Origin of the sequence: Pontibacter saemangeumensis (assembly GCF_039541895.1) — a bacterium.
Lineage (GTDB): Bacteria > Bacteroidota > Bacteroidia > Cytophagales > Hymenobacteraceae > Pontibacter > Pontibacter saemangeumensis.
In genome coordinates, this window is the sequence record NZ_BAABHC010000002.1 from 156,472 (window position 1) to 180,866 (window position 24,395).

22 protein-coding genes are annotated in these 24,395 nt (G+C 52.5%); 17 read left to right on the plus strand and 5 right to left on the minus strand.

All coding sequences use genetic code 11. The features are described from left to right. Positions 1–4: 4 nt before the first annotated feature. Positions 5–370 (minus strand): BlaI/MecI/CopY family transcriptional regulator, encoded by a 366-nt coding sequence (locus ABD920_RS02265; RefSeq protein WP_345156522.1) that lies wholly within the window; start codon positions 368–370, stop codon positions 5–7. Positions 371–799: 429 nt separating this feature from the next. Between ABD920_RS02265 and ABD920_RS02270 the strand changes: the two genes are divergently transcribed. The 6 genes from ABD920_RS02270 (at position 800) to ABD920_RS02295 (ending at position 5,124) form a co-directional block, all read left to right on the plus strand. After that, the gene (locus ABD920_RS02270) at positions 800–1,366 is read left to right on the plus strand and encodes an RNA polymerase sigma factor (RefSeq protein ID WP_345156523.1); all 567 of its coding nucleotides are present in this window, start codon (positions 800–802) and stop codon (positions 1,364–1,366) included. Next, the gene (locus tag ABD920_RS02275; protein ID WP_345156524.1) at positions 1,344–2,624 is read left to right on the plus strand and encodes a hypothetical protein; all 1,281 of its coding nucleotides are present in this window, start codon (positions 1,344–1,346) and stop codon (positions 2,622–2,624) included. Before ABD920_RS02270 ends, ABD920_RS02275 begins: the two co-directional genes overlap by 23 nt. A 91-nt stretch (positions 2,625–2,715) precedes the next feature. Next, complete coding sequence (locus tag ABD920_RS02280) at positions 2,716–3,183, plus strand: CHRD domain-containing protein (RefSeq protein ID WP_345156525.1); 468 nt, start codon at positions 2,716–2,718, stop codon at positions 3,181–3,183. Positions 3,184–3,265: 82 nt separating this feature from the next. Next, a complete protein-coding gene (locus ABD920_RS02285) occupies positions 3,266–3,643 on the plus strand; it encodes a hypothetical protein (protein ID WP_345156526.1) in 378 nt (125 codons plus the stop codon). Positions 3,644–3,661: 18 nt separating this feature from the next. Beyond that, positions 3,662–4,228 (plus strand): YceI family protein, encoded by a 567-nt coding sequence (locus tag ABD920_RS02290; RefSeq protein ID WP_345156527.1) that lies wholly within the window; start codon positions 3,662–3,664, stop codon positions 4,226–4,228. Further along, positions 4,225–5,124 (plus strand): DUF5777 family beta-barrel protein, encoded by a 900-nt coding sequence (locus ABD920_RS02295; protein ID WP_345156528.1) that lies wholly within the window; start codon positions 4,225–4,227, stop codon positions 5,122–5,124. The genes ABD920_RS02290 and ABD920_RS02295 overlap by 4 nt, the downstream gene beginning before the upstream one ends. 114 nt (positions 5,125–5,238) lie before the next feature. On the opposite strand, the gene ABD920_RS02300 is transcribed toward ABD920_RS02295, so the two are convergent. Continuing rightward, positions 5,239–5,418: a hypothetical protein gene (locus ABD920_RS02300; RefSeq protein ID WP_345156529.1), complete on the minus strand. Its 180-nt coding sequence runs from the start codon at positions 5,416–5,418 to the stop codon at positions 5,239–5,241. 194 nt (positions 5,419–5,612) lie between these two features. On the opposite strand from ABD920_RS02300, the gene ABD920_RS02305 reads away from it, so the two are divergent. Beyond that, the gene (locus ABD920_RS02305) at positions 5,613–6,071 is read left to right on the plus strand and encodes a hypothetical protein (RefSeq protein WP_345156530.1); all 459 of its coding nucleotides are present in this window, start codon (positions 5,613–5,615) and stop codon (positions 6,069–6,071) included. A gap of 3 nt (positions 6,072–6,074) precedes the next feature. Here the strand turns inward: ABD920_RS02305 and ABD920_RS02310 are convergent, their stop codons facing one another. Continuing rightward, a complete protein-coding gene (locus ABD920_RS02310) occupies positions 6,075–7,061 on the minus strand; it encodes a GlxA family transcriptional regulator (RefSeq protein WP_345156531.1) in 987 nt (328 codons plus the stop codon). A 527-nt stretch (positions 7,062–7,588) separates the two neighbouring features. Here ABD920_RS02310 and ABD920_RS02315 point away from each other — a divergent pair. From ABD920_RS02315 to ABD920_RS02350, 8 genes are all read left to right on the plus strand, one after another. Next, positions 7,589–8,983 carry an MATE family efflux transporter gene (locus ABD920_RS02315; RefSeq protein WP_345156532.1) on the plus strand — a complete coding sequence of 465 codons (1,395 nt, stop codon included), beginning with the start codon at positions 7,589–7,591 and terminating at the stop codon, positions 8,981–8,983. A gap of 189 nt (positions 8,984–9,172) precedes the next feature. After that, complete coding sequence (locus ABD920_RS02320; protein WP_345156533.1) at positions 9,173–9,847, plus strand: response regulator transcription factor; 675 nt, start codon at positions 9,173–9,175, stop codon at positions 9,845–9,847. Next, positions 9,847–11,115 carry a sensor histidine kinase gene (locus tag ABD920_RS02325; RefSeq protein ID WP_345156534.1) on the plus strand — a complete coding sequence of 423 codons (1,269 nt, stop codon included), beginning with the start codon at positions 9,847–9,849 and terminating at the stop codon, positions 11,113–11,115. Before ABD920_RS02320 ends, ABD920_RS02325 begins: the two co-directional genes overlap by 1 nt. 71 nt (positions 11,116–11,186) lie before the next feature. Continuing rightward, a complete protein-coding gene (locus ABD920_RS02330) occupies positions 11,187–12,464 on the plus strand; it encodes an SdiA-regulated domain-containing protein (protein WP_345156535.1) in 1,278 nt (425 codons plus the stop codon). Positions 12,465–12,971: 507 nt separating this feature from the next. After that, positions 12,972–13,187, plus strand: coding sequence for a hypothetical protein (locus ABD920_RS02335; RefSeq protein ID WP_345156536.1), 216 nt, complete (start codon positions 12,972–12,974; stop codon positions 13,185–13,187). A 446-nt stretch (positions 13,188–13,633) separates the two neighbouring features. Then, on the plus strand, positions 13,634–13,825 hold the full coding sequence (locus tag ABD920_RS02340) for a cold-shock protein (RefSeq protein WP_345156537.1): 192 nt from the start codon (positions 13,634–13,636) through the stop codon (positions 13,823–13,825). 129 nt (positions 13,826–13,954) lie between these two features. After that, complete coding sequence (locus ABD920_RS02345; protein WP_345156538.1) at positions 13,955–14,182, plus strand: hypothetical protein; 228 nt, start codon at positions 13,955–13,957, stop codon at positions 14,180–14,182. Positions 14,183–14,297: 115 nt separating this feature from the next. Next, positions 14,298–14,756, plus strand: coding sequence for a cold-shock protein (locus tag ABD920_RS02350; protein WP_345156539.1), 459 nt, complete (start codon positions 14,298–14,300; stop codon positions 14,754–14,756). A 279-nt stretch (positions 14,757–15,035) separates the two neighbouring features. Here the strand turns inward: ABD920_RS02350 and ABD920_RS02355 are convergent, their stop codons facing one another. Further along, a complete protein-coding gene (locus ABD920_RS02355; protein WP_345156540.1) occupies positions 15,036–17,408 on the minus strand; it encodes a beta-L-arabinofuranosidase domain-containing protein in 2,373 nt (790 codons plus the stop codon). Positions 17,409–17,773: 365 nt separating this feature from the next. Between ABD920_RS02355 and ABD920_RS02360 the strand changes: the two genes are divergently transcribed. Continuing rightward, entirely contained in the window at positions 17,774–18,757 is a 984-nt protein-coding gene (locus ABD920_RS02360; protein WP_345156541.1) for an ABC transporter ATP-binding protein, read from the plus strand. 266 nt (positions 18,758–19,023) lie between these two features. Here ABD920_RS02360 and ABD920_RS02365 read toward each other — a convergent pair whose 3' ends face one another. After that, the gene (locus tag ABD920_RS02365) at positions 19,024–19,203 is read right to left on the minus strand and encodes a hypothetical protein (protein ID WP_345156542.1); all 180 of its coding nucleotides are present in this window, start codon (positions 19,201–19,203) and stop codon (positions 19,024–19,026) included. An 891-nt stretch (positions 19,204–20,094) separates the two neighbouring features. Between ABD920_RS02365 and ABD920_RS02370 the strand changes: the two genes are divergently transcribed. Beyond that, positions 20,095–24,261, plus strand: coding sequence for an InlB B-repeat-containing protein (locus tag ABD920_RS02370; RefSeq protein ID WP_345156543.1), 4,167 nt, complete (start codon positions 20,095–20,097; stop codon positions 24,259–24,261). The last annotated feature ends 134 nt before the right edge of the window (positions 24,262–24,395 follow it).

Below are 24,395 nucleotides of genomic sequence, written 5' to 3' on the forward strand. Positions count from 1 at the left end.
CTTTTTAAGATGACTTTTGTGACTGGATGATGCTGATGATCTCATCGAGCTCAGCATCGGAGAGCTTCTCCTCCTTTGCAAAATGGGTGATCATCCTGGAAAATGAATTGCCAAAATACTTGCGCTTGATGTTTGCCACATCCTGTTTCCTGTAGTCGGCCAGCTGGACCAGCGGCGTGTAGCGGAAAGAATTCCCCAGTTTCTCCGCGCTCAGGAAACCCTTCTCCGTCAGAATCTTCACCATGGTAGCCACCGTGTTGTAGTGCGGCTTTGGCTCGGGCAGTTCGTCGATCACCTCCTTTATAAAAGCCTTCCCGAGCCGCCAGATAATCTGCATGATCTGCTCTTCTCTTTTACCTAACTTTTGCATGATGCTCTTTCGTTTATACAATACTACTAATACGTTAGGAGTAATCCTAATGTTATAGTATTAAAACTATTGCAGTAGGAATTATATCTTGAAGTCATTTAAGTTTTCTGAAAACAAGCGTGAGATGCTATTATAATTTCAAATTGCTAATCATATACAACTCAACTGAATAGCCTTCCAATACGCCTGTGATCAGCCGCGCTCGAACCAGGTTCAGCTTCCCTTTAAGAACCTGTTTGTTTCAGGTTGTCTACCTGTTTTTCAATTCCTGATGCCTCTAAACAAACCGTATAAACTTCTCTCCTGCACTCTTCTCGTTTAGCGACATACGTATAAATTATAGTGCTTTAAAAAGAATTTTATTTATTTTAAAGCAATGGCAACCATCCTGAATTTTCTTCCGTGATGGGAGCGCAAAACCTGGAAAGAGTGAGCGAATCGGAGACCAAAGCAGAGAAGGCCCTGCTTCACGGATGCCTGAAGCAAGACCGCGAAGCCCAAAGAAAGCTTTACCAGCTTTATTATGGCTATGCTATGAGTATCTGCGTTCGCTACTCCAGGGATGCCGAAGAGGCGCGGGAGGTGCTGAACGACGGTTTTCTGAAAGTGTTCACGCGGCTAAGCCAGTACGATCCAGACAAGCCTTTCAAAGGCTGGGTGCGCCGGATCATGATCAACACAGCCCTGGACAATTACCGGCACAACCTCAAGCACTACCACCTTTACGACATTGAGACGGCTCACCCAGCCGCAGATACTTTTAATATAGAGCAGCAACTGAGCTATCAGGACCTGATCGGGCTGGTGCAGGGGCTGTCTCCGGCTTACAGGGCGGTCTTCAACCTGTTTGTGCTGGATGGTTACACACACGAGGAGATTTCGGAAGCCCTCGGCATAGCGGTGGGTACTTCGAAATCAAACCTGGCGAAGGCCAGGGCAAACTTACGGGAGGCTTTAAAAAAAGCAGATATAAATGAGTGCAAACAAAATGTCTGACGAGGAGCTCGACGACCTGTTCAAAAAGTCTGTCGACAGCTTTGAACCGCCTTTTGACCCGGAAGCCTGGATGGCCATGGAACAGAAGCTGGATCAGGCACAGGTACATGCGCCCTGGTATAAACGGCTGCTGCCGTTCCTGCTGCTGATGCTCCTGTCGACTTTGCTGTTAGTTACCCAATGGAAGGATGAAAATAGAATGCCTGCCGATGATACCGCTGCACGGGGAATGGAAGTTCCTCCGCTTGCCGCCAGCACTCCGCTGGTTCAGCCGGCGCAGAAAGCCGGTGCCGCGGATATGGCAGCCTCTCGGGAAATCCAGCCTGCTACCCCGCCCGAAGAACCAGAGCCTGTCGCCCCCCGTCGTCCGGGAATAGCGAGGGCAGCTGCAAAGCAGCGAATCACTCAGGCTGCGGGAACTGTGCCACCTGGCAGCGAAACGTTGCTACCAGTACCGGCCACGTCGGCGGAGGAAGCACTTGACACAGCCCGCCAGGAATCCCCAAACGTGTATGCGGCTGATGCGAGGCAGGCGGAAGGATTCGAAGCAGCGCAACCACTTACGGCGGCGGCAGACAGCACGGCGGAAGAAAACATTTTAGCAGCCGCAGACAGCAGCACGGAAAAAAGCAGCTCAGTGAAAAAATCATCACCCTTTGGTACAAGCATACGGGTGGCCATCATTGCCGCCCCCGACTTTACCACCGTGAAGTTCAAAAACCCAGAGGCAGTCAGCGCCAACGTTGGGATGGTGGTGGGCGTGCCGCTTACCGACAGGCTCAGCCTCTTAACTGGGATGGTATGGGCAAACAAAATATATGGCGCCGCCCCCGAAGACTACAACCCGGGTGCCTATTATTGGCAGGGGAAAAAGATTCCGGATGCCATAGACGCCACCTGCCGGGTGCTGGACATCCCTCTGAACCTGGAATACCGGCTGCTCCAGCGCAACAAAAGTGCCCTTGCCATACAGGCCGGCCTTTCCAGTTACATCATGCTGGACGAAAAGTACACCTATATATACGGCACAGGTTACAGCACCTATGAAAAGATATGGGAGGTAAAGAATGAGAACAGGCACTGGTTTAAAGTACAGAACATCAGCATCAGCTACACACACCACCTGTCGCCGTCCTTTTTTGTCGGGGCGGAGCCCTATGTAAAAATACCCCGTTCCGGAATCGGGGCCGGCAACGTGAAACTGACGAGCGCCGGAATTTTTATCTCAGCTGGCTATAACCTGTCACTGAAGAAGTAACACCATCCTTGCAACGACACTTGGATAACACAGCCTAAACTGTGTTGAGAGACTGCTATTGCCTTTTTTTAAATCTTAATCCTACACAACCATGAAAAATCTATTGAGACACCACAACCTGTGGGTAGCCCTGCTGTTCGGGCTGCTCCTCCCGCTTGGCAGCTGCGACGACGATGACGACGATGACATGGACCCGGTGCTGAACATAGTCCAGTTTGAGGAAATCACCATCACCGGCGACCAGGAAGTGCCGGCAAACGAGTCGGAGGCGACAGGCACTTTCGACGGCAGCTATAACAAGGACACCAATGTTCTCACCTATACCATCACCTACCAGGGCATCACCCCCACGGCCATGCACTTTCACAAAGGCGCGGCAGGTGTTAGCGGCGGTGTGGAAGTACCCATCGGATCGGCTCCCTACACAAGCCCCATTGTGGGCCAGACACCAGCTATAACCGAGGCGCAGGAAGCCGACCTGCTGGCGGGATTGTGGTACGTGAACATACACAGCGCGGCCTTACCGGCTGGCGAGATCAGGGGGCAGGTGGTGCAGTAGGCTGTATGCCCTAACACCAAACCCTGCAACACTATCGTCCCGGGCAGGTCAGCTTCATTGTGCTTACTTAAATTCGAAAACCATGACACGTTATTCTGTCTCATCTCTTTCCATTTTTGTTTTCCTGCTTTCGCTGGCTGCCGCCTGCACCAGCGACAACGAGGAAGACGATACCCCACAGCCGCAGCAATGCAACACGGAGAACGTAACTTTCGCGAGCACTGTCGCCCCCATCCTTTCGGCAAACTGCTACAGCTGCCACAGCACCTCGGTCGCGACGGCAGGCATTGTGCTGGACACGCACGCCGGGGTGAAAAAGCAAGCTGACAACGGCACCCTTGTCGGGGCAATAACCCATGCGGCGGGCTATACGCCTATGCCGCAGGGTGCGGCCAAGCTGTCGGATTGCAACATCTCGAAAATAAAGAAATGGGTGGAGGATGGTGCAAAAAACAACTAACCTTTATATGGCACACACATGAAAACTATAGCGCTCCTGCTGCTGTCGCTTCTGATGCTCACCGGTGAAGTGGCGGCGCAAAACCGCTACTTCACTAAAACCGGTTATATATGGTTTTTCTCGAAAGCCCCGCTGGAAGACATTGAGGCCCACAACAGGAAAGTGGTTTCCTTCATTGATCTCGCCACCGGCGAGATGGCCTTTTCGGTTCCTATGAAGGAGTTCGGGTTCAGGAAATCGCTGATGCAGCAGCACTTCAACGAAAATTTCGTGGAATCAGAGAAGTACCCAAAAGCCACTTTCGCAGGCAGATACACAAATCCAACCCAAGTTGACCTGACTAAGAACGCCGCCTATAACGTGCTGGTGGAAGGCGTGCTGACCATACACGGAGTTGACAAGAAGATCAGTGCGCCCGGCACACTAGTGGTAAAAAACGGGAGCGTGCAGGGCAAATCTGAGTTCGTAGTCGCGCCGAAGGACTTCGACATCAGGATACCCCTGCTGGTACGCGAGCACATCGCCAAGGAGATCACCATTTACGTGGACATGCTGTATCAACCTTACACCCGGGACAACCCATGAGAACGTTTTTTTCAACCCTCCTGCTCAGTGTGGGTATGTTGCTGTGGAGCCATATAACTCAGGCCCAGGACGACCTGCTCTCCCTAGCCGAAGCAACTGACAGTGCCGATTCTGGCAACATCACGGGAGCCTTTAAAGCCACCCGCCTCGTGAACGGCCACACAGTGGAAACAAACGGGCAACAGGAGCTGCTGTTCCTGATCTCACACCGCTTTGGCACGCTCAACAGCGGGGCCTACAACCTCTTCGGCCTCGACCAGGCCACCATCCGACTGGCCCTGGAGTACGGTATCACGAACAGACTGACGGCGGGAATCGGGCGCAGCTCGCTCGAAAAGACCTATGACGGGTTTCTGAAGTACAAGCTGCTGCAGCAGAGCCGGGGGGAGAAGCCGATCCCGGTCACCTTGACGCTGTTCTCCAGCCTTGCGGTGAACACCCTCCGGAACGGGAACACGGAACGGGAGGTAACGTTCAAGTCCAGGCTGGCGTACACACACCAGCTGCTGGTGGCCCGGAAATTCAGCGAGCGGCTGTCCGTGCAACTGGCCCCATCGCTGGTGCACCGGAACATGGTGGCGACCCGGCAGGACGAGAACAATGTATATGCCCTCGGAACGGGAGGACGGTTCAAACTCACCAAGCGCACCTCCTTCAACGCCGAATATTACTATGTGCTGCCCGGCGAGACAGCCGACGACTATATAAATGCACTGTCGCTTGGCTTCGACATCGAAACTGGCGGGCACGTGTTTCAGCTCATCTTCACAAACGCACAGGGCATGGTCGAGAAGTTCTTCATCCCGCAGAATACGGGCGTCTGGTCGGATGGGGATATCTACTTTGGCTTTAACATTTCCCGGGTCTTCAGCCTGAAAAAGGAAAAGGACTGGTGATTTTTGCTGCCTATATATAAAAAGCCACTCCATATATAGAGTGGCTTTCTTATGATTATTTGGAGCGCTATACCGCGGGCATGCAGTGTAAGCGGTGCAAAAGCGATGCGCGCGTTAAGACTCCTTTTTTACGCGGATCGCGCCGTAGAGCACCGGGCTGAAGAACCGCAGGTTTTCCAGGACACAGGCCATGCTGTAAAATTTTGCAGGGTCTATTTCAGGGTTCTCCGCCATGGCTTCCAATACGGCGTCAAGCGTGCCCGTAAACTTCTCATCAAACTCTTCTTTCGTCATGGGTATCTTCAAATAACATGTAGCAGCAACTAATCAACCAGATTCACAAAGATATAATTTCATATAGGGCGGACGCTAAATGAATAGCATCCGAACTGTGGAAGTTACAGATGATTTTGATCTGAACAGAGGAGGCGTGGTTTCCATACCAACACAGGAATAGCTAAATTGCAGGCAGAGACACTTGAGTAACCATGGAAGAAGCGCAGCACTCGCGGGACAAAGCCGCCATCCAACACCTGTATAACAACATCCTGCCAAGCCTGGCGAACCGTATGCACGGCAACCTGACGGAGATCACGCCCCTCTTCCATGACTTTCTGCTGGAGCGCGTGGTGGATGTCTGGACAAAGTCCGCTGATGCGGGCGATGACACCCCCATCAGCATTGAGAACGGGAATGTGCAGCAGATGGGCTTAAAATTGCGACTGGAGGGATTTCAGGGCGCGGGCGCACCGCCCTTCGATGTGACCAAAGACCTGGTTTTCCTTTTAGGGCACAGCACGTACGAGGTCGGCCCCGACAAGAACAGTGTTTGGGTAGAAAAGCTGTATTATGAGAAATGGGCAGAAACCGAAACGGCCGAAATCGCGCAAAGGTGGTGCGATGACCTGATCGAAGATATCACGCAGCGCCTGGAAAGCCTTACCTGAGGGTTAAGAAGCGACCGCTTGCACGGTCCTGTTATACTTGTTGCGGTACTGCACCGGCGACAGACCCGTGATGCGCTTAAAGGTTGTCCGGAAGGCCTTGGTATCGGTATAGCCCACATTGTACATCACCTCGTTCACATTCTCCAGAGACGATTCCAGGCGCTGCTTTGCCGCCTCAACCTTGACCCGCTGTATATACTCCACCACCGTATTGGAGGTCGCTTTCTTAAAGCGCCGCTCCAGGTTTCTTCTGCCGAGGGCCAGCATGGAGGCTAACTGATCCACGGCTATCTTCTCCTGGAAATTATCCTCGATAAACTCCTGGGCTTTCCGGATCACCTCGTCCTCATGCGCCTTCTGCCCTTTGAAAATTATGAACGGCGACTGGCTCCTGCGCTCTATCTCTATCTGAAACGCCTTCGACATGAAAACGGCGACATCCCTGCCGGCGTATTTCTCGATGAGGTATAAAATCAGGTTGAGGTACGAGAAGGCGCCGCCGCTGGAGTAGATGCCCTGCTCGTCGGTGATGATCTTGTCCTCGATCAGGTTCACCTCCGGGAACATCCTCCTGAAGTCGTTAGCTGCCATCCAGTGCGTGGCACATTGCCGCCCGTTTACAAGTCCCGTTGAGGCCAGCAGAAAAGCGCCCACGCACAGGCTGGCTACCTCCGCCCCTGCTTCATGTTGCGCTTTTATCCAGGGAACAAGCGGCTGGTTTTCGGCCAGAATCTGCCCCATATCCCCATCCAGGGCGGGGATGACGACAAGGTCTGTTTTAGCAATGCCTGCTGGCTGTGCATCGGTGTAGACCGTATATCTTCCGCCGCACACCGGCACCTCTTCCGTAAGCCCTACCAGCTGCACGCTGAACAAAGCGGGCTTGCCCAAACTCATCAGGAATTTGTTTACCTCCGTAAGCACCTGGCGCGGACCTTCCACGCTTCCCAGAATAGCTCCTTTGGGGACCAGAATAGATACATGCTTCATGCGGAAAAAGCTTTGTTTTTAACTTGTAGCAAATGTTAAACAAGATGCATTTTCGAAAACCTCTATATACATACTCACAGCTTCGCCCTCTACCATCCCTGCCTGTGCACACGTTTGTGTTTGAATATACAAGATACGTTTTTGTCGCTTTCAACCCCATATATTGCCGGATTAATCCCCCATTTCTTCTGCTGAAAAATCATATGTTTGTGATGTCGGCTGCCCGGGGCGCCAACTTCGGCATCCGGTGCATGGTGAGCTATGAGGAACGAGCAATCGTGAGACAGCAAGACAACCTATATATAAATTGGGATATCAGGCCAGCGCAGCTTCTGCACACACGGATACTGCGCTTGCTTTGATGCTGATCTATATATGGCTCTGCAGCATGCGTTTGAGGCAGCGTGTATATAAACTGGTACGTTGGCTTCGGGGTGAGGCGATCCTATATAGCTGTAGCATACGTTTACTTCATACCACAATAAATCACCCCCCAGAACACTACTACAGCAACCGTTTAGACCTATATGAATAGCTTCAGAGGATTTATCCAACTTATATGGCTTGCTGTAAAAGGCAAGGAACAGGATTATACCACCCTGGGCATCCGGAAGAGCATTGTGTTGCTGGCCATCCCGATGATACTGGAGATGGTGATGGAGTCGCTGTTTGCCGTGGTCGATATCTTCTTTGTCGGGCGGCTGGGCCCCAGCGCGCTCGCTACCGTTGGCCTTACGGAGTCGGTGCTGATGATCATATATGCTGTGGGGATGGGAATCAGCATTGCGGCCACGGCGATGGTGTCTCGGAGGTTCGGGGAGAAAAATTACCGGGAGGCGGGCAGCGTCACCTACCAGCTGATGTTGACCGGCTGCGTGCTGGCGCTGCTGATGGGCGGCCTGGCCACGTATTTTGCAGGGGATATACTGGCCCTGATGGGGGCTCAACCTGACGTGATCGCCACCGGCATAGGCTATGCCCGGATCATTTTTGCCGGTAACCTTGCCATTCTCATGCTGTTCCTCATCAACGGGGCCTTTCGCGGGGCCGGGCAGCCGCACCTCGCCATGCGCGCGCTCTGGGTGGCCAACGGGGCAAACATCATCCTGGACCCTGTGCTGATATTTGGAATCGGTTCCATCGAAGGCTTAGGGCTGGAAGGGGCCGCCTGGGCCACCACAGCGGGAAGAAGCCTGGGTGTGGTCTACCAATTCTACCACCTGTTCAATGGCAGGCATCTGCTCAGGATCACGCGACACAACATGGTCATCAGCCTGGCGGTGATTAGGCGGATCCTGAAAGTGTCCTCCGGCGGGATGGGGCAGTACCTGATCGACTCCGCCAGCTGGATCTTCCTGACCCGCATCATCGCCGAGTTCGGTAGCAACGCCTTGGCTGGCTATACCATTGCCTTCCGCATCATCGTGTTCACGCTGCTGCCCGCCTGGGGCTTGTCTTCGGCGGCGGCCACGCTGGTGGGGCAAAACCTGGGCGCGCAGAAAGGCAAGCGGGCAGAGCTGGCCGTGTGGCTCACAGCGCGGTACAATGTCATCTTCATGGCGGCCATTACGCTCATCTTTCTTTTGTTCGGCGAGTACCTCTCTGCGATTTTCACTTCCGTGCCGGAGGTGATCAGTGTCTCCTCCGAGGCCTTGCGCATCATCACGCTGGGGTATGTGTTCTTCGGGCTGGGCATGGTGATGGTGCAGGCCTTTAACGGGGCCGGGGATACCAGGACGCCCGCCTTGATCAACGTGGTGGTACTCTGGCTGATCGAGATTCCGCTAGCCTATATGCTGGCCATCCAGTTCGGCTTTGCCGCGACTGGCATCTTCATCGCCATCGCCATCTGCCACTCTTTGCATGCGCTCGTAAGCTGGTGGTTCTTTCGGCAGGGCAAGTGGAAGCGGGTCACAGTTTGAATTTTGTTCGGCCCCTCCTTTCGGGCAACGCGTAAGACCACTGTTGAACGGGGCGCACAAGAGATACCGTACCGGCCAGTATTGAATTGAATTGTCCGTTTAATTTAGCTTCCGGCAGACGTATGCTGCTCCCCTACACCAGAATTGCTTCAGATTTGATCTTTATCTTTGGCCCCCTAAAGCGCACCCATGAAAGTATTAGTTATAGAAGACGAGCAAGCCCTTAAGGAGTCCATTGTCACGTACCTGCGGCAGGAAGGCTATATATGCGAGTCAGCGGAAAACTACCGGGAGGCAAACCTGAAAGCCGCTGACCACAGTTATGTCTGTGTCGTGGTGGACCTCACCCTGCCCGGCGGCAGCGGGCTCGACATTGTGCGGCAGCTGAAGGAAAACAGCCCGGACACGGGTATCATCATCATCTCCGCAAAAAACGCGCTCGACGATAAGATCACCGGCCTGGAAGTGGGCGCAGACGATTACCTGACCAAACCCTTCCACCTGTCGGAGCTGAATGCGCGCCTGAAATCCGTGATCCGCCGCCGGAGCTTTAACGGCCAGAAAATCGTGCAGGCGGGCGCCATCACCATTTTCCCGGAGGCGGCAGAGGCCTCTGTGGACGGCCGGAAGCTGAACCTCACCAAAAAGGAATTCGACCTGCTGCTGTATTTCATATCGAACAAAAGACGCGTGGTGACCAAGGATTCCATTGCGGAGCACCTCTGGGGAGACCATGTCGAAGCGCTGGACTCGCTGGACTTTGTGTACACCCATATCAAGAACCTGCGCCGGAAAATACTGGATGCGGGCGGCGAGGACTATATCCAGACGGTATATGGGCTGGGCTATAAGTTTAGCTACTGATGCGCCTACTCACCAAAACAAGCCTCTATTACCTGCTGGTGTCGCTGATCGTCTTCCTTGTGGGCGGCATCAGCTTTTACAAGATCATGCAGACCGAGGTATACGACGAGGTAGACGACCAGCTGTTCACCGACAAGGAGAACATCTTCGAGTATATCCGCGAACACAACCGGCTACCCAACGTCACGTCCGGTATATCGGAGGCGATTATTGTGCGGGAGGCCGAGGCCGTGACGCCCACCATCGAGGAACTGGCCGACACCCTCATCTTCAGCACCTACGACCAGGAGTACATCCCCTTCCGTCGCCTCACCTTTACCGCCTACCAGAACGGCAAGCCTTATGAATACACCATCCTGAAGTCGCTGATCGATTTCCAGGACCTGTTCGAGAGCACGATGCTGGCCATGGGCTGGATTCTGCTGTTGCTGCTGGTGGGCCTGGGGCTGGTAAACTTTTTTGTGAACCAGTATATATGGCGCCATTTTTACGAGACCCTCAACGCCGTGAAGCGCTACAATCTGTCGCAGTACAGCCCGCTTAAGCTGATGCGCAGCAACACGACCGAGTTCCAGGAGCTGAACGAGGTGCTGCAGGCCATGACAGACAAAATTCACAGCGATTATTTCAACCTCAAGGAGTTCACCGAGAACGCCTCCCACGAGATACAGACGCCGCTCGCCATCGTGAACAGCAAACTGGAGCTCTTCATGCAGTCCGAGGACCTGACGCAGCAGCAGGCCAAGATGCTCGAGGACATGTACGCCTCCACCAGCCGGCTGTCGCGCCTCAACAAGTCCCTGATCCTGCTGACGCGCATCGAGAACCGGGAGTTTAAGGAACAGGAGCAGGTGCCGCTGCATGAACTAGTGGGGGAACAACTGGAGCAGTTGCAGGAGATGGCCGATATGCGCGGGCTTTCGCTGCTGCCACCCCAGCTGGCGCCGGTATATATAAACATAAACCGGGGCCTGGCCGAAGTGCTGGTCTCTAACCTGCTGATCAACGCCATCCGCCACAACCAGGACGGGGGCCATATACAGGTGACGCTTGAAAAAGAGAAGCTTTGCGTCAGCAATACGGGCGAGGCGCTGCAGGGGCCGCCTGATCAGCTTTTCGGGCGCTTCATGAGCGGCGACAACGCATCGGGCTCGCTGGGCATCGGGCTGGCGCTGGTGAAAAAAATCTGCGAACTCTACGGCATGGTTCCCTCCTACCGCTATGCCGACGGCACGCACAGCCTTTGCATTTCGCTGTACCATAAGTAAGCCACGGCTTCTGGCTTCAGATTCTCTCCAGATTGGCGCAGTATACTTGTATTGAAATCAAGAAACGAAAAATGAAAAAGCTGATAATCTATCATGTAATCATAGCCGCCGCTGCAGGAATGAGCGGCTGCGACAGTATCTGGACCAATACCGACCTGCCGGAGGCCGTAAAGGTGCGCTTTACCGAGATGTACCCCACCGCGGAAAATGTGGAGTGGGACAAGGAGTTGGAGAACTTCGAAGCCGAGTTTGTGCAAAGCGAACGCGAGCGCACCGCCCTTTTCAGCGCCACAGGCAAACTGATCCGGCACACGGAGGAAATTGAGCAACAGTACCTGCCGGCACCGGCACTGAAAGCCCTGCAACAGCAGTACGCCGGTTTTAAGCTGGATGAGGCGCACCGCGTACAGCAAAACCAAAACACCTATTACGAGGTGGAGCTGGAGCGAAAAGAGGAAGAAGCCCTGCTCCTGTTCGATAAAGAAGGACAGTTGCTAAAGCAGCAGAATGATCCGGCACCACCAACCCCTGTGCAGGAACAGGCTTCCCTACTGGACCTTGCTGCCGGTGAGGCGGCCCGTGCTGCCGTGCTGCCGGTGCCGGAAGCAAGTTGGGAATTGCCATCTGAGCTGCGGGAGGTATCCGGAATCGCCTGGCTGCAGAACAACCTGATTGCCTGTGTGCAGGACGAGGAAGGCACCATCTACCTATATGACCTGGGGCAGAAAGCTGTGACAGAGAAAATAAAATTCGCCGGTCCGGGTGATTATGAAGGCATCGCGGTGGTTGGCACAACGGCCTATATACTGCGCAGCGACGGGGCGCTGTATGAGGTGGCAGATTTTCTGGGGGGAAAGCCCCTCGTGACCCTGCACAAGTCGGTGCTTGCCGCTTCCCAGAACACCGAAGGCCTGGCCTACGACAAGGCGAACGACCGCCTGCTGCTGGCCGGCAAAGGCTATGACAAAAGCCTGGGGAACAGCAAAGGCATCTACGCCTTTACCTTAGCCGACAAAAAAATGCACGCTGCACCGGTAGTCACCATTCCGTTGGCGCAGGAGAAGATCAGGAAAGCGGGCAAAAAGCAAAAGACAGATTATGATGTGCTGCAGCCCTCCTCGCTGGAGTTCAACCCCCTCACCGGCGAAATGTATATGCTGGACGCAGAGAACCTCCGCCTGCTGACCCTAAACCAGCAGGGCCAGGTGCAGAAAGCCGTTGACTTCGACAAGAAGCTGCTCCGCCAGCCAGAAGGCCTCACCTTCGGCGAACAGGGCGAACTTTACATCGCCAGCGAAGGAAGCAAAGGCAGTGCAGGTGTGATCGTAAAATATCCGAAGGGGTTTTGAGAAGTTCAGGCCTGCTAGAAAGGCGCTGGTTAAATTAATTCCTCTACTGCATGAAGCGTGAAACTCCTCGCGGTGCCAGGCGCATAGCTGTTCTGCCTGTCACCGTGAGGGCTTACGCGATATGGACCTCTCAGGCGTCAACTTTTGGATAAGGCCGATTTACTGTTCTTAAGAGTTGCCAGAATACAATTTTAAGCCTCCTATTCAGCAAAGTTTAAGATTGTAAATTTCCGAAAACGGCTCATAATGTCTGCACCTTTAGGCGGTAAAGCAATTTAATTGTTCCCTTCAGCACAACTATATAAGATGAAAGCGGATATTTTTTCGGAGGGCAAAAGCAGTTGTGCTGATGCTGTTAACCCGGGAAAGCCTTTTTGGCAAAGGCATCGAATAATCACCATATAAACCTTTTATGCGCAGTAACTCGTAGAGCATATATATTAGAAAATTAAACGCCTTGCGTTAACTGACGGGCGTTAACAATTGTAAGACTTAAAGACTTAAAACATGAAAAAGCTATTTTTTGCAAGTGCCGTTGTTCTTAGTTCGCTTACCCTTTATTCATGCGGTGGCAACGAAGGTGCCACTTCTGAGGAAGTGGACGGTACTGTAATAGACAGTGACACGACTGTATCAGAACTGGAAGTAGAAAGAACAGTACAGGACATTGATACAACCATCGAAACAGAAACTGAAACGATCGAACCTGGTGAGAACGAATAGGTAGCACACTTGATCAGCTAACAGGTACATCACCTGTTACAAGGTGGCAGGGCAAACAAAGCATATAAAGCTTCGTTTGCCCTGCTTCTTTTTCCCCCGGCGTTCGCATCGGGTTGAATCCCGATAGCACCTAAACAAAATGAGACAGAACTGATTAGCTAACCTCCTGAATTAGCGCAAACTTCGATTACAGAACAGCGGCAGACAGGGCACCCCTTTGCTGCTCTATGTCGGAAAATCCCGTGTTAGGGTGATGCGGCTTTTGAAGAGCAGAAATGTCTTGGAGGCTTTCCGTCAGGCGTACAGCCTGTTTGCCTTTACAGCCGGACTTGCTTCCGCCTAAATAGTCATTATATGTGGGATTCTAAACTTTAATTCGTATATTGTAAAAAATAATGAACGTATACCTCTCTTTATATGTAGTAGGTATATAATAAAAATACAATATGAATAACGGAACAGTAAAATTCTTCAATGACCTGAAAGGGTTCGGATTTATCAAAGAAAATGATTCAGATCAGGAGTACTTTGTACACGTGTCAGGCTTAGTGCATGAGATCCAGGAAAACGACAAGGTAACTTTTGACCTCCAGGAAGGCAAAAAAGGACTAAACGCGGTGAACGTAAAGCGCGCTTAGTTTCAGCATACCGCTTAATCAAAGAGCCTTACGTTCAGTAAGGCTTTTTTATTTAATTCTGTAAGGCGTCCATTCCTCAACCTGGCACGTCCCTACAGGGTTTATGTTTAACTATTAACCCATCAAAAAATGAACAGAAAATATCTAGTTGACACGACAACACGGGAGTACATCTGTGTAGCGCTCCAAAAAGGACAAGAGTGGATGCCTAATAACCAGGATTCGTTACCGGGGTTTATGGGCTCACGTGCTAACAAAAATAACGCTGACTTTGAACTGCTTTCGGGGGAGTATAACGACAATTCCTTCTTTGAGAAGTGGATACGCAACGGCACCAATTTCCTGTTCCGCTATTAACCGGTAAAATAATCTTTAAAAAGTACCTGAGCCAGGCCTTTTCACTGTCACAGGCGGGCTAAAAGTACGTATACATTAATACTTTAAAATATAATAAACAGAGCTAAAGCAATATATGGGTAGATCACAGGCAACTTTTGGTAAAAAAGAAAACGAAAAGAAAAGGCTTCAAAAGAGAAAGGACAAAGAACAGAAGAAGGAAGAGCGCAAAGCCAATTCTGACAAAGGGAAAACCGTAGACGAAATGCTCGCCTATGTTGATGACAACGGCAATATCACGTCTACTCCTCCGGACCCAACGAAGAAGAAGCGCGTGATCAACCAGGAAGACATCCAGATCGGTGTTCCGAAGCAGGAAGCGATGGAGCCTACAGATCCTACCAGGAATGGCACTGTGGCTTTCTTTAACGAGTCGAAAGGCTATGGTTTTATCAAAGACCATGAAACGCAGGAAAGCGTTTTTGTTCATCTCAACGGATTGGTTGACAAAATCAAGGAGAGCGACAAAGTGACGTTTGAGGTAGAGGCCGGCCAAAAAGGGCCCAATGCCGTAAACGTGAGACTCGCTAAGTAGGCGCAACCTTGTTCCGGGTTATCCTTTAGGGAGCAAAAACCATTGGCGCTAAGCCATCGGACACTATGCCCTTATCATGTTATATAGGGTATATAATCCACCATCTTAACTTTATCCTTTGTGTTAAAGTCCAGTACAGTCATTTTCTTTTATTACCAACCAAAAGAGCCGCTTCTATTCCCATAGAGCGGCTCTTTTGGTTGGTTCTCATTTTTTGCAGATGATATATAACTGAGCTCTTCCCTGAGGCTGCCGTAAGTCGTTGCTGTGGCTCCTTCCCTACTTCAACAGCCGGACGCTGTAAACACCCCCCGCTACAGAGCCCTTATGCGCCACAAACTTCACCTCTATCGTTTTAGCTGCAGCCTTTTTCTGCAACGCTTCCGTAAGATCATAGTCCACGTCAAAGAAAGCATCCCCCTGCGAGCCATCCAACGTCACGGATTTCAGGAGCGCGCCATTAACGAGAATATCAAAGCTGCGGTCTTTGTCAAGGCCATAGTAGGTGATGCGGAGCTTTCGAGCTTCCTGGTTGGCGTCTCTCAGATCGTAGCTGAACCAGCCGCTCGCGTGGCGCCAGTGGCGGTCGCGGTGCACGCCGGACTCCGTTTTATCGCCTTTGTAATTATGATCAGATTCCGGCTGCTGCTCCCCGGGCGCCACCTGGTCTAGCGTGATCGCTTCAAGCGCCATGCGGATTTGCTCCTCTTCCCGCAGCGCCGCCTTCCGGGCCGCCAGTTCCCCCGGGCTTGCCACCGGCCAGTACAGCATATACCGGGCATCATGCACCTGGAAAAAGGGCACCAGCTCTACGTTTTTGTAAACGTCTGACGAGATCAGGCTGGAGACGGTAAATGTCAGGGCCTTGCCCGCCACCGGTCGCACACCCGCCACCAGGTTGCGGTCAGCGGACACCAGCACCGGCGCTTCCTCTATGGGGTATAGCGGGCCATTGGCGATATGGCCCATGCGGCTGTCATCTGCCTGCAGCCCCTGCAGGTCCGTGGTGTCAGTGTCAGTGGCAGCGGCCAGCACAACGGGGCCATGCACAAATGACACCCAGGGTGAACCGTCCGGCAGGTATTCCGCTTTTGTCTCCATGGGCAGCGAAATAGCCACCACGTCACCTGATCTCCACTTCCGGTCCAGCGTTAGATAGGAGCCAGAGACAGAGGTGATCTTCACTTCTTTGTTATTCACGCGCACCTTCATGTCGCCGTTTTTCACCCAGTTCGGCCGACGGATATGCAGGGCAAACTTCTGAGGCTTCTTCAGGCTTAGTTCCAGCTCTGAAGCTTCTTTAAAAGGGAACTTCGTGTTTTGCGTCACCTGCACGCCACGCGCCTCCCAGTTGAGGGAAGAAGGGATAAACAGGTTTACGATCAGGTCTTTCCCGGTGTGGGCATAGATGAGCTCGCCGTATTTGCCGTGGTTCTCCAGCCCTGACCCGACGCAGCACCAGAAGCCTTCCTTCGGCTGGGAATAGACCCGGTAGTGCCGGGGCCGCATGGGCGTGAAATAGACAAAGCCTCCCCGCTCAGGGTGCTGCGAGGAGAGGATATGATTATAGAGTCCCCGTTCATAGTAATCGATATAATCGGCGGTACCGCTGGTGAGGTACAACTGCTTCGAGAGCTTCAGCATGTTATAGGTGTTGCACGTCTCCGGCCCTTCCTTCGACTCCACCATCGAGGAAAAATCGTTGGAGGGATGGAAATGCTCCCGAACGCTGTTGCCGCCTATCGACACTGTTCTGTCGCTTACCACATTGTCCCAGAAGAAGGCCGCTGCATCGGCCCAGGCTTTGTCACCGGCCACCTCGGCCACGCGCTTGTATCCGATCACCTTCGGAATCTGGGTATTGGCGTGCAGCCCGTTGAGCGCGTCTTTTCCCTGCAAAAGCGGGTCCAGGATGGTTTGGTGGGAGAATTTCCGGGCCAGATCCAGGTATTTACCTTCTCCGGTGATGGCGGCCACGTCAGCAAACACCTCGTTCATGCCGCCGTGCTCGCTGCGCAGCATGTCCTGCATCTGAGCTTCAGACAAACCATCGGTCAGTTGCAGGCACCAGTCCGCATATTTTACCAGCATGCCTTTTGCCTTCTCATTCCCGGCGATCAGGTAGGCGTCCCGAAGCCCTGCGTACGTTTTATGGATGTTGTACCAGGGCACCCACTTATCGTTGAGGGAAAAGGTCCCGGCATCGATGTTTCCTTTAGCTATTTCGTGCCACATCGCCTCGCCTCCCGGCACGCCCCCGATATAACCGTTTCCGTTCTTCTGCTGGCAGGCTTCCAGTTGATCAACTATATAGGTGAGCCGCTGCTGCAATTCTTTGTTGCCCGTGGAGGCGTACATCAGCGAAAGTGCCGTCAGGTAATGCCCCCCTATATGGCCATCCAGGCCTGTGTTTTCCCAGTTTCCATAGCTTTTTGCTGTCGTCTCTATACCGGCTTCGCGCAGGTAAGGCACCAAGAGCCGGTCCGGGTCCAGGGCCAGGATATACTGCATGTCTGTCTGCTGCGCCTGGCGAAACGGACTCTCCAGCAACGTAACGGAAGTAAGGGGAAAACTCTCCACCTGGCCCGCCTGGCTATAGCTGAGGGTCGGAAGAAAAGAAAGCAGTGCAAAGCCTAAATACCTGGTCATCATATAGGTCCTGTTTAGATTTCAATTATAACCAATGCAAACAAAGATTCAAGATACATATAAAGTGTCACAAAAACACGTATTTTAATTGCCTTGTTGCTTCCTTTTTAATCAGTCAATCATGTCTTTCCTTAAAAAACTTAAATGTGTCAGCCGCATCACATCTGTTCCCCGAGCATAGCCCGCCCACACCTCCCGCCTCGCAGTTGAGGCAGAATCCTTGCAGAGTTTCCATATCTTTGCCTTTTGAAAGGCTTTTCCTACTTGATTTAAATTAAATAAAGCCAGGTTATATATAGCCGTGTGCCCTAGGTCTGCTTAGCCCTCTGAATAATGATTATAAAAAAACGTCAGTCCCCTTCAATCCTATGAATTTCTTAGAAGTAAACGGTGTCAGTATTGAGGAGGAAGGGGCATTTGTTTTGAAGGACATTAGCTTCTCCCAGGGGGAGTTACAGAAAATCGCCATCGCCGGAGAAACGGGCTCTGGTAAAAGCACGCTTCTGAAGATTATTGCAGGTTATATACAGCCCGGTGCCGGTGCTGTTTTCTTTGAAGAGACAAGAGTGAAAGGCCCTGCAGAAAAACTGGTGCCAGGCCATCCGGGAATCGCCTACCTGTCGCAGCAGTTTGAGCTGCCCAAGTCCTTGCGGGTGGAACAGGTGTTGCGCTATGCCAATACGCTGACGGCAGCAGAGGCGGAAACCTTATATGCGGTGTGCCGGATCAGCCATCTCCTCCACCGGAGAACAGATCATTTGTCCGGGGGAGAACGGCAACGCATCGCCATGGCCCGGCTGCTCACTTCCGCTCCCAGGCTGTTGCTGCTCGACGAGCCCTACTCCAACCTGGACATGGTGCACAAGGAGTTGCTGAAAGCCGTTATCCGTGACATCGGGGAAGAGCTGCACATCACCTGCACGCTGATCTCCCACGACCCGCTGGACACGCTCTCGTGGGCAGATGAAATAATAGTGATGAAAAACGGCCAGGTGCAGCAGCAGGCCTCTCCCGCAAAAATTTACAGGCAACCTGCCAACACCTATATCGCCGGGCTGTTTGGAAACTACAACCTGTTACCCCCCGCGCAGGCACACGCGTTTTCCCGCCTGCCTGGCATCGCCCTGCATGGGAAGTCTGTGCTGATCCGCCCGGAAAACCTCCGGCTGGCAGCAAACGAAAGCGAAGGCGTTGCGGGGAAAGTGCAGCAGGTGCATTTCTTCGGCAGCTACTACGAATTGGATGTGCAGCTTCCGGAAGCTACCCTGAGATTAAAAACCAACAGCCTTTCCGTTGCAAAAGGTGAAACGGTATATATAGCGGTAGCTCCCGACGACGTGTGGTATATATAACCCGGGCATACTGCCTCTGCTGCATGATTACAACTTCTGCTTTATGTAATGATGAAGGTGTACAACGAGAGCGCATACAGGAAGTTTTCCTCTCTTTGAGGCCCTAAGAGCCAAGCTTAAATCAAGGAACAACCGTCACGGTTGCGCAATTCTTTGATACAGAACGCCTGTTGCCGGTACCGATAACAATGGCATTTGCGACCTTGCAGGAAGACTGGAGGTACTAGCTGAATGGGGTCTCAGGACCGGAGGAACTGGCCGGACGCTTAGAGCTTGAGATCCCGCCCAACATCATCCGAAACCCGGAGCAGGAAGCACAGCCCACCGTGTTTGAATCCAATATGATTGTTCTTCGGAGCAACAGCGCCGTTCTCGGTGGTGCCGGCTCCGAAGGCAGACCCGACAGCCTTGGTGCCATTGGCACCGGCTGTACCATCATAGCGCAACAGCAACGCAGAGTTTTGGCTTTAAGGCGGCAATAGCGCTGACGATTTAGTCACTTGCGCAATACGGGGTTTCCTGCATCACAGCCAGATGCCTGAACGGCAATGCCGTATCTACCCGCGTATTGGAAAAAATAGGCTTGCATGAGCCGGCTGCGGAAACGGGATGATTTGTTGGCAGATATGCAGGCCTACTCCTTTGTTTTATGTTTATTATCTGAAGCGTTACGCTAACCTGTTTTAGCTCCGTCACCCTGTCAATCAGCAACTGCGCAGAGGTTCTGTTTTCAATAAGAAATAAAATGGATCCCCGAGGCTGGTGCCCAAACTTTAAAGACGAAGAGTGCAGGGACTAATCAAAACTAAATTTACAGTTAGACTCCACACTTTCTTCCTGTCACTTTTCTCTAATAGTCACAAGAGCTATCCGCTCTTCCCTGCAACAGCTGACAGTTTTCATCCTTAGGCATTGCACCACTAAAAAAATATAATTTTTTGACACCTTACCTTAATTATAGCCCGTCCAAAATGGGTATAACAGGACCATATATATCCATTGCTGATTTCCCTTCTCTCAGAACTGTACCATATTTTGTGTTCAAACAAAATTTTAAGCTAAATGATACTAAACAGTAGTAAAACATAATAATTTTCTACTAAAGTATTATATATATCTGATAAATAAATTTATATTGTGGGAATATTTAAATATTTTTTTTAATTGTATTAATATTTAATAAACTGCAGACCTTTTGCTCCCTCCTTATGATGAGACAATTATCTCCCTTCTCTAACTTTGAAAAAGCCATTTTGCTATACATTATTAATCAGGCAGTTAGAACTTTCTGGCTTCAAAGGTACAGGCATATAGCGCTTGTCTGTCTGTTAATGCTGATGCCCGTATTCTCTAATGCACAATGGACGCGTAAATCAGATGCGCTCCGGAAAAGAGGAGAATGCCCCAGCGTATTATACAAAGGCAAAATTTACGTGTTTGGTGGTTTTGGGGAACACCCCAATTTCGAAAGCGCGAACGAAGTATATGACGCCTCCTCAGACAAGTGGGATCTAAGGGCTTCCTTTCCAAGCGGAAAAACGGTCACGCACCAGGGTGTTGCCCTGATTGATGACAAAATATGGCACGTGGGCGGCAGAGCGACGAATGCTGACGGTCCGGTTACCAGCCAGGTACTGATTTATGATATCACAAATGATAGCTGGTCTGCCGGCCCAGAACTAAAAGATCCAGCGAACGGACAGCCTCTGCCATTGGGAGGCGGCGGGGCTGCCCTGATCGGGCGTACCCTGCATGTGTTTGGAGGGTTTGCCCCGTCTATTTGTGGTGATCAAAGTATATACCACTTAACGCTTGATGTAGACAAATGGCTTGCAGACCCTCTGAATACATCCTGGGAAAACAAGCGTGCCCCCATGCCTATCCCGCGCAATCACCTCAATACGGTAGTTTTGGGTGGCAGGATTTACGCCTTGGGCGGGCAGTTCGGCCATGACTGCGGTGGTGCTGATCAAAAATACTGTCATGTATATGATCCTGTTACCGACACCTGGACCAGACTGACTGATTTGCCTGCGGCCCGTTCCCATGCTGAGGGTGGGATTTTCCCGGTTGACGGGAAAATATTTATGGTTGGCGGACAGGGAGCTTCAGATGTTGCTCAGAATACTGTCCTGGTGTTCAATCCTGAAACGAACAACGGGCTTGGTTCCTGGTCAGATGCCACCGAGTTTCAATTACCGAATAACTACTATGGCATCTCTGCAAAAGTAGTAGATAATACCTTTATGATTTCTCATGGTGCCTTGACGAATATTACCAATGAGCGCTTAGAAACATATACAGCCCCTATCTCCCGTAGCATTCCCTATAAATTTGGCTTTGTCGCGCCATGCCTCAGTAAAACCGTTAAGCCCGGTTACCCGGAAGTAGTAAAGAACCTGCTCTTCACAGTTGAAGGAGAAAAGCAATACACCTTAAGTTCCAACGCTGCCTGGCTAACACTGAGTAAAAACGAAACGGGTACAGCCGTGCCGTCTGCCGTTGAGATAGAAGCAACTATAGATGCCAGTAACTTAGCACCAGGCGAGTACGCGGCTACTATCACTGCAACCGGTGCGGGAGAGGGCCCCGGCTATACAAACGGCAGCTTCTGCGTAAATATCGTTGTCCTTTCTGAAGCAGACTCTCATATACTAAGCCTTCATGCAATAGGCAATGGCGCACTGAAAAGTGATCCTGACCAAACAGTGTTTGCCAAAGGCTACAAGGTAACCATCAACGCGACACCGGCACTCGGCTATGAGTTGGAGGGTTGGAGCGGCGACGCATCGGGCAGCACCAACCCACTTAACCTCACCATGGACGGGGATAAAAACATCACCGCCACCTTTACAAAAGTGCAGCAGCCCGGCGGGTTTATAACGAACATTACTGCCGCTTCCGGCAAACTGTATACGCAGACAGACCTGGTAATCTGGGCAAAGACCTATACTGATCGTACTTATCAGGTAACCAGTATCCCAACATCGTTGGGCGGCGCCCTGTTGCTGCAAACTGCTAACGATGACAAATTTAGCACCAGTTCCAATGCGCTCTCCTTTAATATGACACAATCCGGGACAATCTATGTGGCATACGACCCGAGGGCAACGACGCTGCCTTCCTGGCTGAGCGACTGGCAGAAGCTCACAGACCGGGTGGGGGTAGATGACTCCAAGATCAGCTACATGGACATCTACTCCAAGAGTTTTCAGGCTGGAACTGTTACGCTGGGGGGAAACATGCAGAGCCCGGCATCCGGGGCGCAGAACAACTATTTTGTAATCGCGAAGGCGGGTGCAGTACAAGCAACAGGTTATACCCTCACCCTCAACACCACGGGTAGCGGAACTGTGAGCAAGAGCCCCAACCAGAGCAGCTACGCTGCCGGCACCGAGGTGACGCTCACGGCCGCCCCCGCCCCGGGCTACGCGTTCAGCGGCTGGTCAGGCGACGCCTCGGGCACAGCCAACCCGCTGAAGCTGACGATGGACGCCACTAAAGCTGTCAACGCCACTTTCACCCAGTCCCAGATTACGGCGACAAACCTGATCAATGCCGGGGGCGCGCAGTACACGGACGGGGCCGGGCGCTCCTGGTCGGCCGACGCCAACTTCACCGGCGGCCTGACCAAGGCCAAGTCCTTCGACGTGGCCGGCACCTTAGACGACCAGCTCTACCTGAGCTACCGCTACGCCGCCAGCGGGGCGCCGTTCAGCTACAGCATCCCGGCCGAGGCGGGCACCTACACCGTCCGCCTCCACTTCCTGGAGCCCTACTACGGGGCCCCGGGCGGCGTTGCCGGCGGGGCCGGCAAGCGCGTCTTCCACGTCGACGTGGAGGGGCAGCGGGTGCTGAGCAGCTACGACATCTTCGCCCAGGACGGGGCGGGCAAGGCCGTGGTCAAGACCTTCCAGGGGGTGAGCGTCTCCGACGGGGCCCTCCACATCGCCTTCTCCTCCCTCAAGGACAACGCCATCATCTCGGCCATCGAGATCGGCAGGGCGGGCGCCCCCACCACCTACACACTGGACGTAAGCACCGCGGGCAGCGGAACTGTGAGCAAGAGCCCCAACCAGAGCAGCTACGCTGCCGGCACCGAGGTGACCCTCACGGCCGCCCCCGCTGCGGGCTACGCGTTCAGCGGCTGGTCAGGCGATGCCTCGGGCACGGCATATCCGCTGAAGCTGACGATGGACGCCAACAAGTCCGTCACCGCTACGTTTACTCCCGTGCAGCAGGCCAGCTATACGCTTACGGTGACTACCACCGGCAGCGGAACCGTGCTGAAGGACCCGGACCAGGAGCTTTATGTAGATGGCTCGAGTGTAACACTTACAGCCACGCCTGCTGCCGGCTATGCGTTTGCTGGCTGGAGCGGAGATGCCACAGGCGCTGCCAATCCGCTAAGCCTGACCGTTTCCAGTGACCTAAGCATCACAGCCACTTTCACCCAGGTGCAGCAGACGAGCTTCACCCTCGCGGTGATCACCAGCGGCAGCGGCACGGTCACAAAAAACCCGGATCAGGAAAGCTACGACCCCGGCACCGAGTTGACCCTCACGGCTACGCCAACGACAGGTTATGAGTTTGTTGGCTGGGGTGGGGATGCATCAGGGTCTGCCAATGTTGTCACACTTACGATGAATGCAGACAAAGCGGTGACAGCCAGTTTTACTGAGAAACTGACCACCTTGCGAATCAATGCCGGTGGTATTCAAAAGGATATTGCTGGAATAACATGGATCGGGTGTCCTGCTTCAACAAGCTGTAATAGCTATGTATCAGAGGGGAACGCTTATAAAATGAGCTCCTCCGTTGCCGGCGTACCTGCAAACATGGACAATGAAATCTTTGAGACTGGCTGGACAAACACAAATGTGCGCAACGCGAAAAAGAATTCTGTTGCCTTCACCTATACTATACCAGTAACCAACGGGGATTACCTCGTGCAGCTTTACTTTGCTGAATTGGAAAAGACCTCTGCCGGGCAACGGGTGTTCGATGTCAACATAGAGGGTGGTAAAAAAGAACTGTCTGGTTTCGATATTAGCCGTGAAGCAGGGACAGCCTCCGCTGTGATGCGGGAGATTCCGATGAGGATCACTGATGGCACTGTGACCATTGACTTTATCCGGCAGGTGGATAATCCCATCATCAGTGCGATTGCCATTGTGCCTGCTACCGCTGCAGCCACTTCTACTGCCGCAGTGATCGCAGCAACGGAGGAAACCAACGCCGCAAGGATGGTGAAGGTATATCCGAATCCGAATACAGGGGGAACGGGTTATGTGGATATCGCGAACTTCGGCATAAAAGAGGCTGTCAACCTCTCCCTTTACAGCGTGACAGGGCAGAAGTTATATGAAACAACAGCAGCGACAGATGAGCGTGGGGCAGCCAGCACAGAAATGAAGTTTGGTACGCAACTGCGCAGAGGTGTCTATATCATCAGGGCAGTTTCTGCTTCAGGGGCAGCCCATACCCGGCTGTTGATAGAATAAAAAGAGGCCGAAGGAATCACCATTCCTTCGGCTATTGCTTATTTTATATGCATGCCTATATAGCTGCCCAGTATCCGTAGCTTCTACAGGCATCCTCCCACCACCAAAGCGCAGGCCATAGGGTTTGCGCTTTG

What these genes read in the sequence shown, in the direction of transcription:
- ABD920_RS02310 (WP_345156531.1), bottom strand. Translation starts at nt 7,061, where the DNA reads ATGAAGCATGTATCTATTCTGGTCCCCAAAGGAGCTATTCTGGGAAGC.
- ABD920_RS02360 (WP_345156541.1), top strand. Translation starts at nt 17,774, where the DNA reads ATGAATTTCTTAGAAGTAAACGGTGTCAGTATTGAGGAGGAAGGGGCA.
- ABD920_RS02335 (WP_345156536.1), top strand. Translation starts at nt 12,972, where the DNA reads ATGAAAAAGCTATTTTTTGCAAGTGCCGTTGTTCTTAGTTCGCTTACC.
- ABD920_RS02320 (WP_345156533.1), top strand. Translation starts at nt 9,173, where the DNA reads ATGAAAGTATTAGTTATAGAAGACGAGCAAGCCCTTAAGGAGTCCATT.
- ABD920_RS02300 (WP_345156529.1), bottom strand. Translation starts at nt 5,418, where the DNA reads ATGACGAAAGAAGAGTTTGATGAGAAGTTTACGGGCACGCTTGACGCC.
- ABD920_RS02330 (WP_345156535.1), top strand. Translation starts at nt 11,187, where the DNA reads ATGAAAAAGCTGATAATCTATCATGTAATCATAGCCGCCGCTGCAGGA.
- ABD920_RS02295 (WP_345156528.1), top strand. Translation starts at nt 4,225, where the DNA reads ATGAGAACGTTTTTTTCAACCCTCCTGCTCAGTGTGGGTATGTTGCTG.
- ABD920_RS02345 (WP_345156538.1), top strand. Translation starts at nt 13,955, where the DNA reads ATGAACAGAAAATATCTAGTTGACACGACAACACGGGAGTACATCTGT.
- ABD920_RS02265 (WP_345156522.1), bottom strand. Translation starts at nt 370, where the DNA reads ATGCAAAAGTTAGGTAAAAGAGAAGAGCAGATCATGCAGATTATCTGG.
- ABD920_RS02285 (WP_345156526.1), top strand. Translation starts at nt 3,266, where the DNA reads ATGACACGTTATTCTGTCTCATCTCTTTCCATTTTTGTTTTCCTGCTT.
- ABD920_RS02275 (WP_345156524.1), top strand. Translation starts at nt 1,344, where the DNA reads ATGAGTGCAAACAAAATGTCTGACGAGGAGCTCGACGACCTGTTCAAA.
- ABD920_RS02290 (WP_345156527.1), top strand. Translation starts at nt 3,662, where the DNA reads ATGAAAACTATAGCGCTCCTGCTGCTGTCGCTTCTGATGCTCACCGGT.
- ABD920_RS02355 (WP_345156540.1), bottom strand. Translation starts at nt 17,408, where the DNA reads ATGATGACCAGGTATTTAGGCTTTGCACTGCTTTCTTTTCTTCCGACC.
- ABD920_RS02325 (WP_345156534.1), top strand. Translation starts at nt 9,847, where the DNA reads ATGCGCCTACTCACCAAAACAAGCCTCTATTACCTGCTGGTGTCGCTG.
- ABD920_RS02305 (WP_345156530.1), top strand. Translation starts at nt 5,613, where the DNA reads ATGGAAGAAGCGCAGCACTCGCGGGACAAAGCCGCCATCCAACACCTG.
- ABD920_RS02315 (WP_345156532.1), top strand. Translation starts at nt 7,589, where the DNA reads ATGAATAGCTTCAGAGGATTTATCCAACTTATATGGCTTGCTGTAAAA.
- ABD920_RS02280 (WP_345156525.1), top strand. Translation starts at nt 2,716, where the DNA reads ATGAAAAATCTATTGAGACACCACAACCTGTGGGTAGCCCTGCTGTTC.
- ABD920_RS02370 (WP_345156543.1), top strand. Translation starts at nt 20,095, where the DNA reads ATGCCCGTATTCTCTAATGCACAATGGACGCGTAAATCAGATGCGCTC.
- ABD920_RS02350 (WP_345156539.1), top strand. Translation starts at nt 14,298, where the DNA reads ATGGGTAGATCACAGGCAACTTTTGGTAAAAAAGAAAACGAAAAGAAA.
- ABD920_RS02340 (WP_345156537.1), top strand. Translation starts at nt 13,634, where the DNA reads ATGAATAACGGAACAGTAAAATTCTTCAATGACCTGAAAGGGTTCGGA.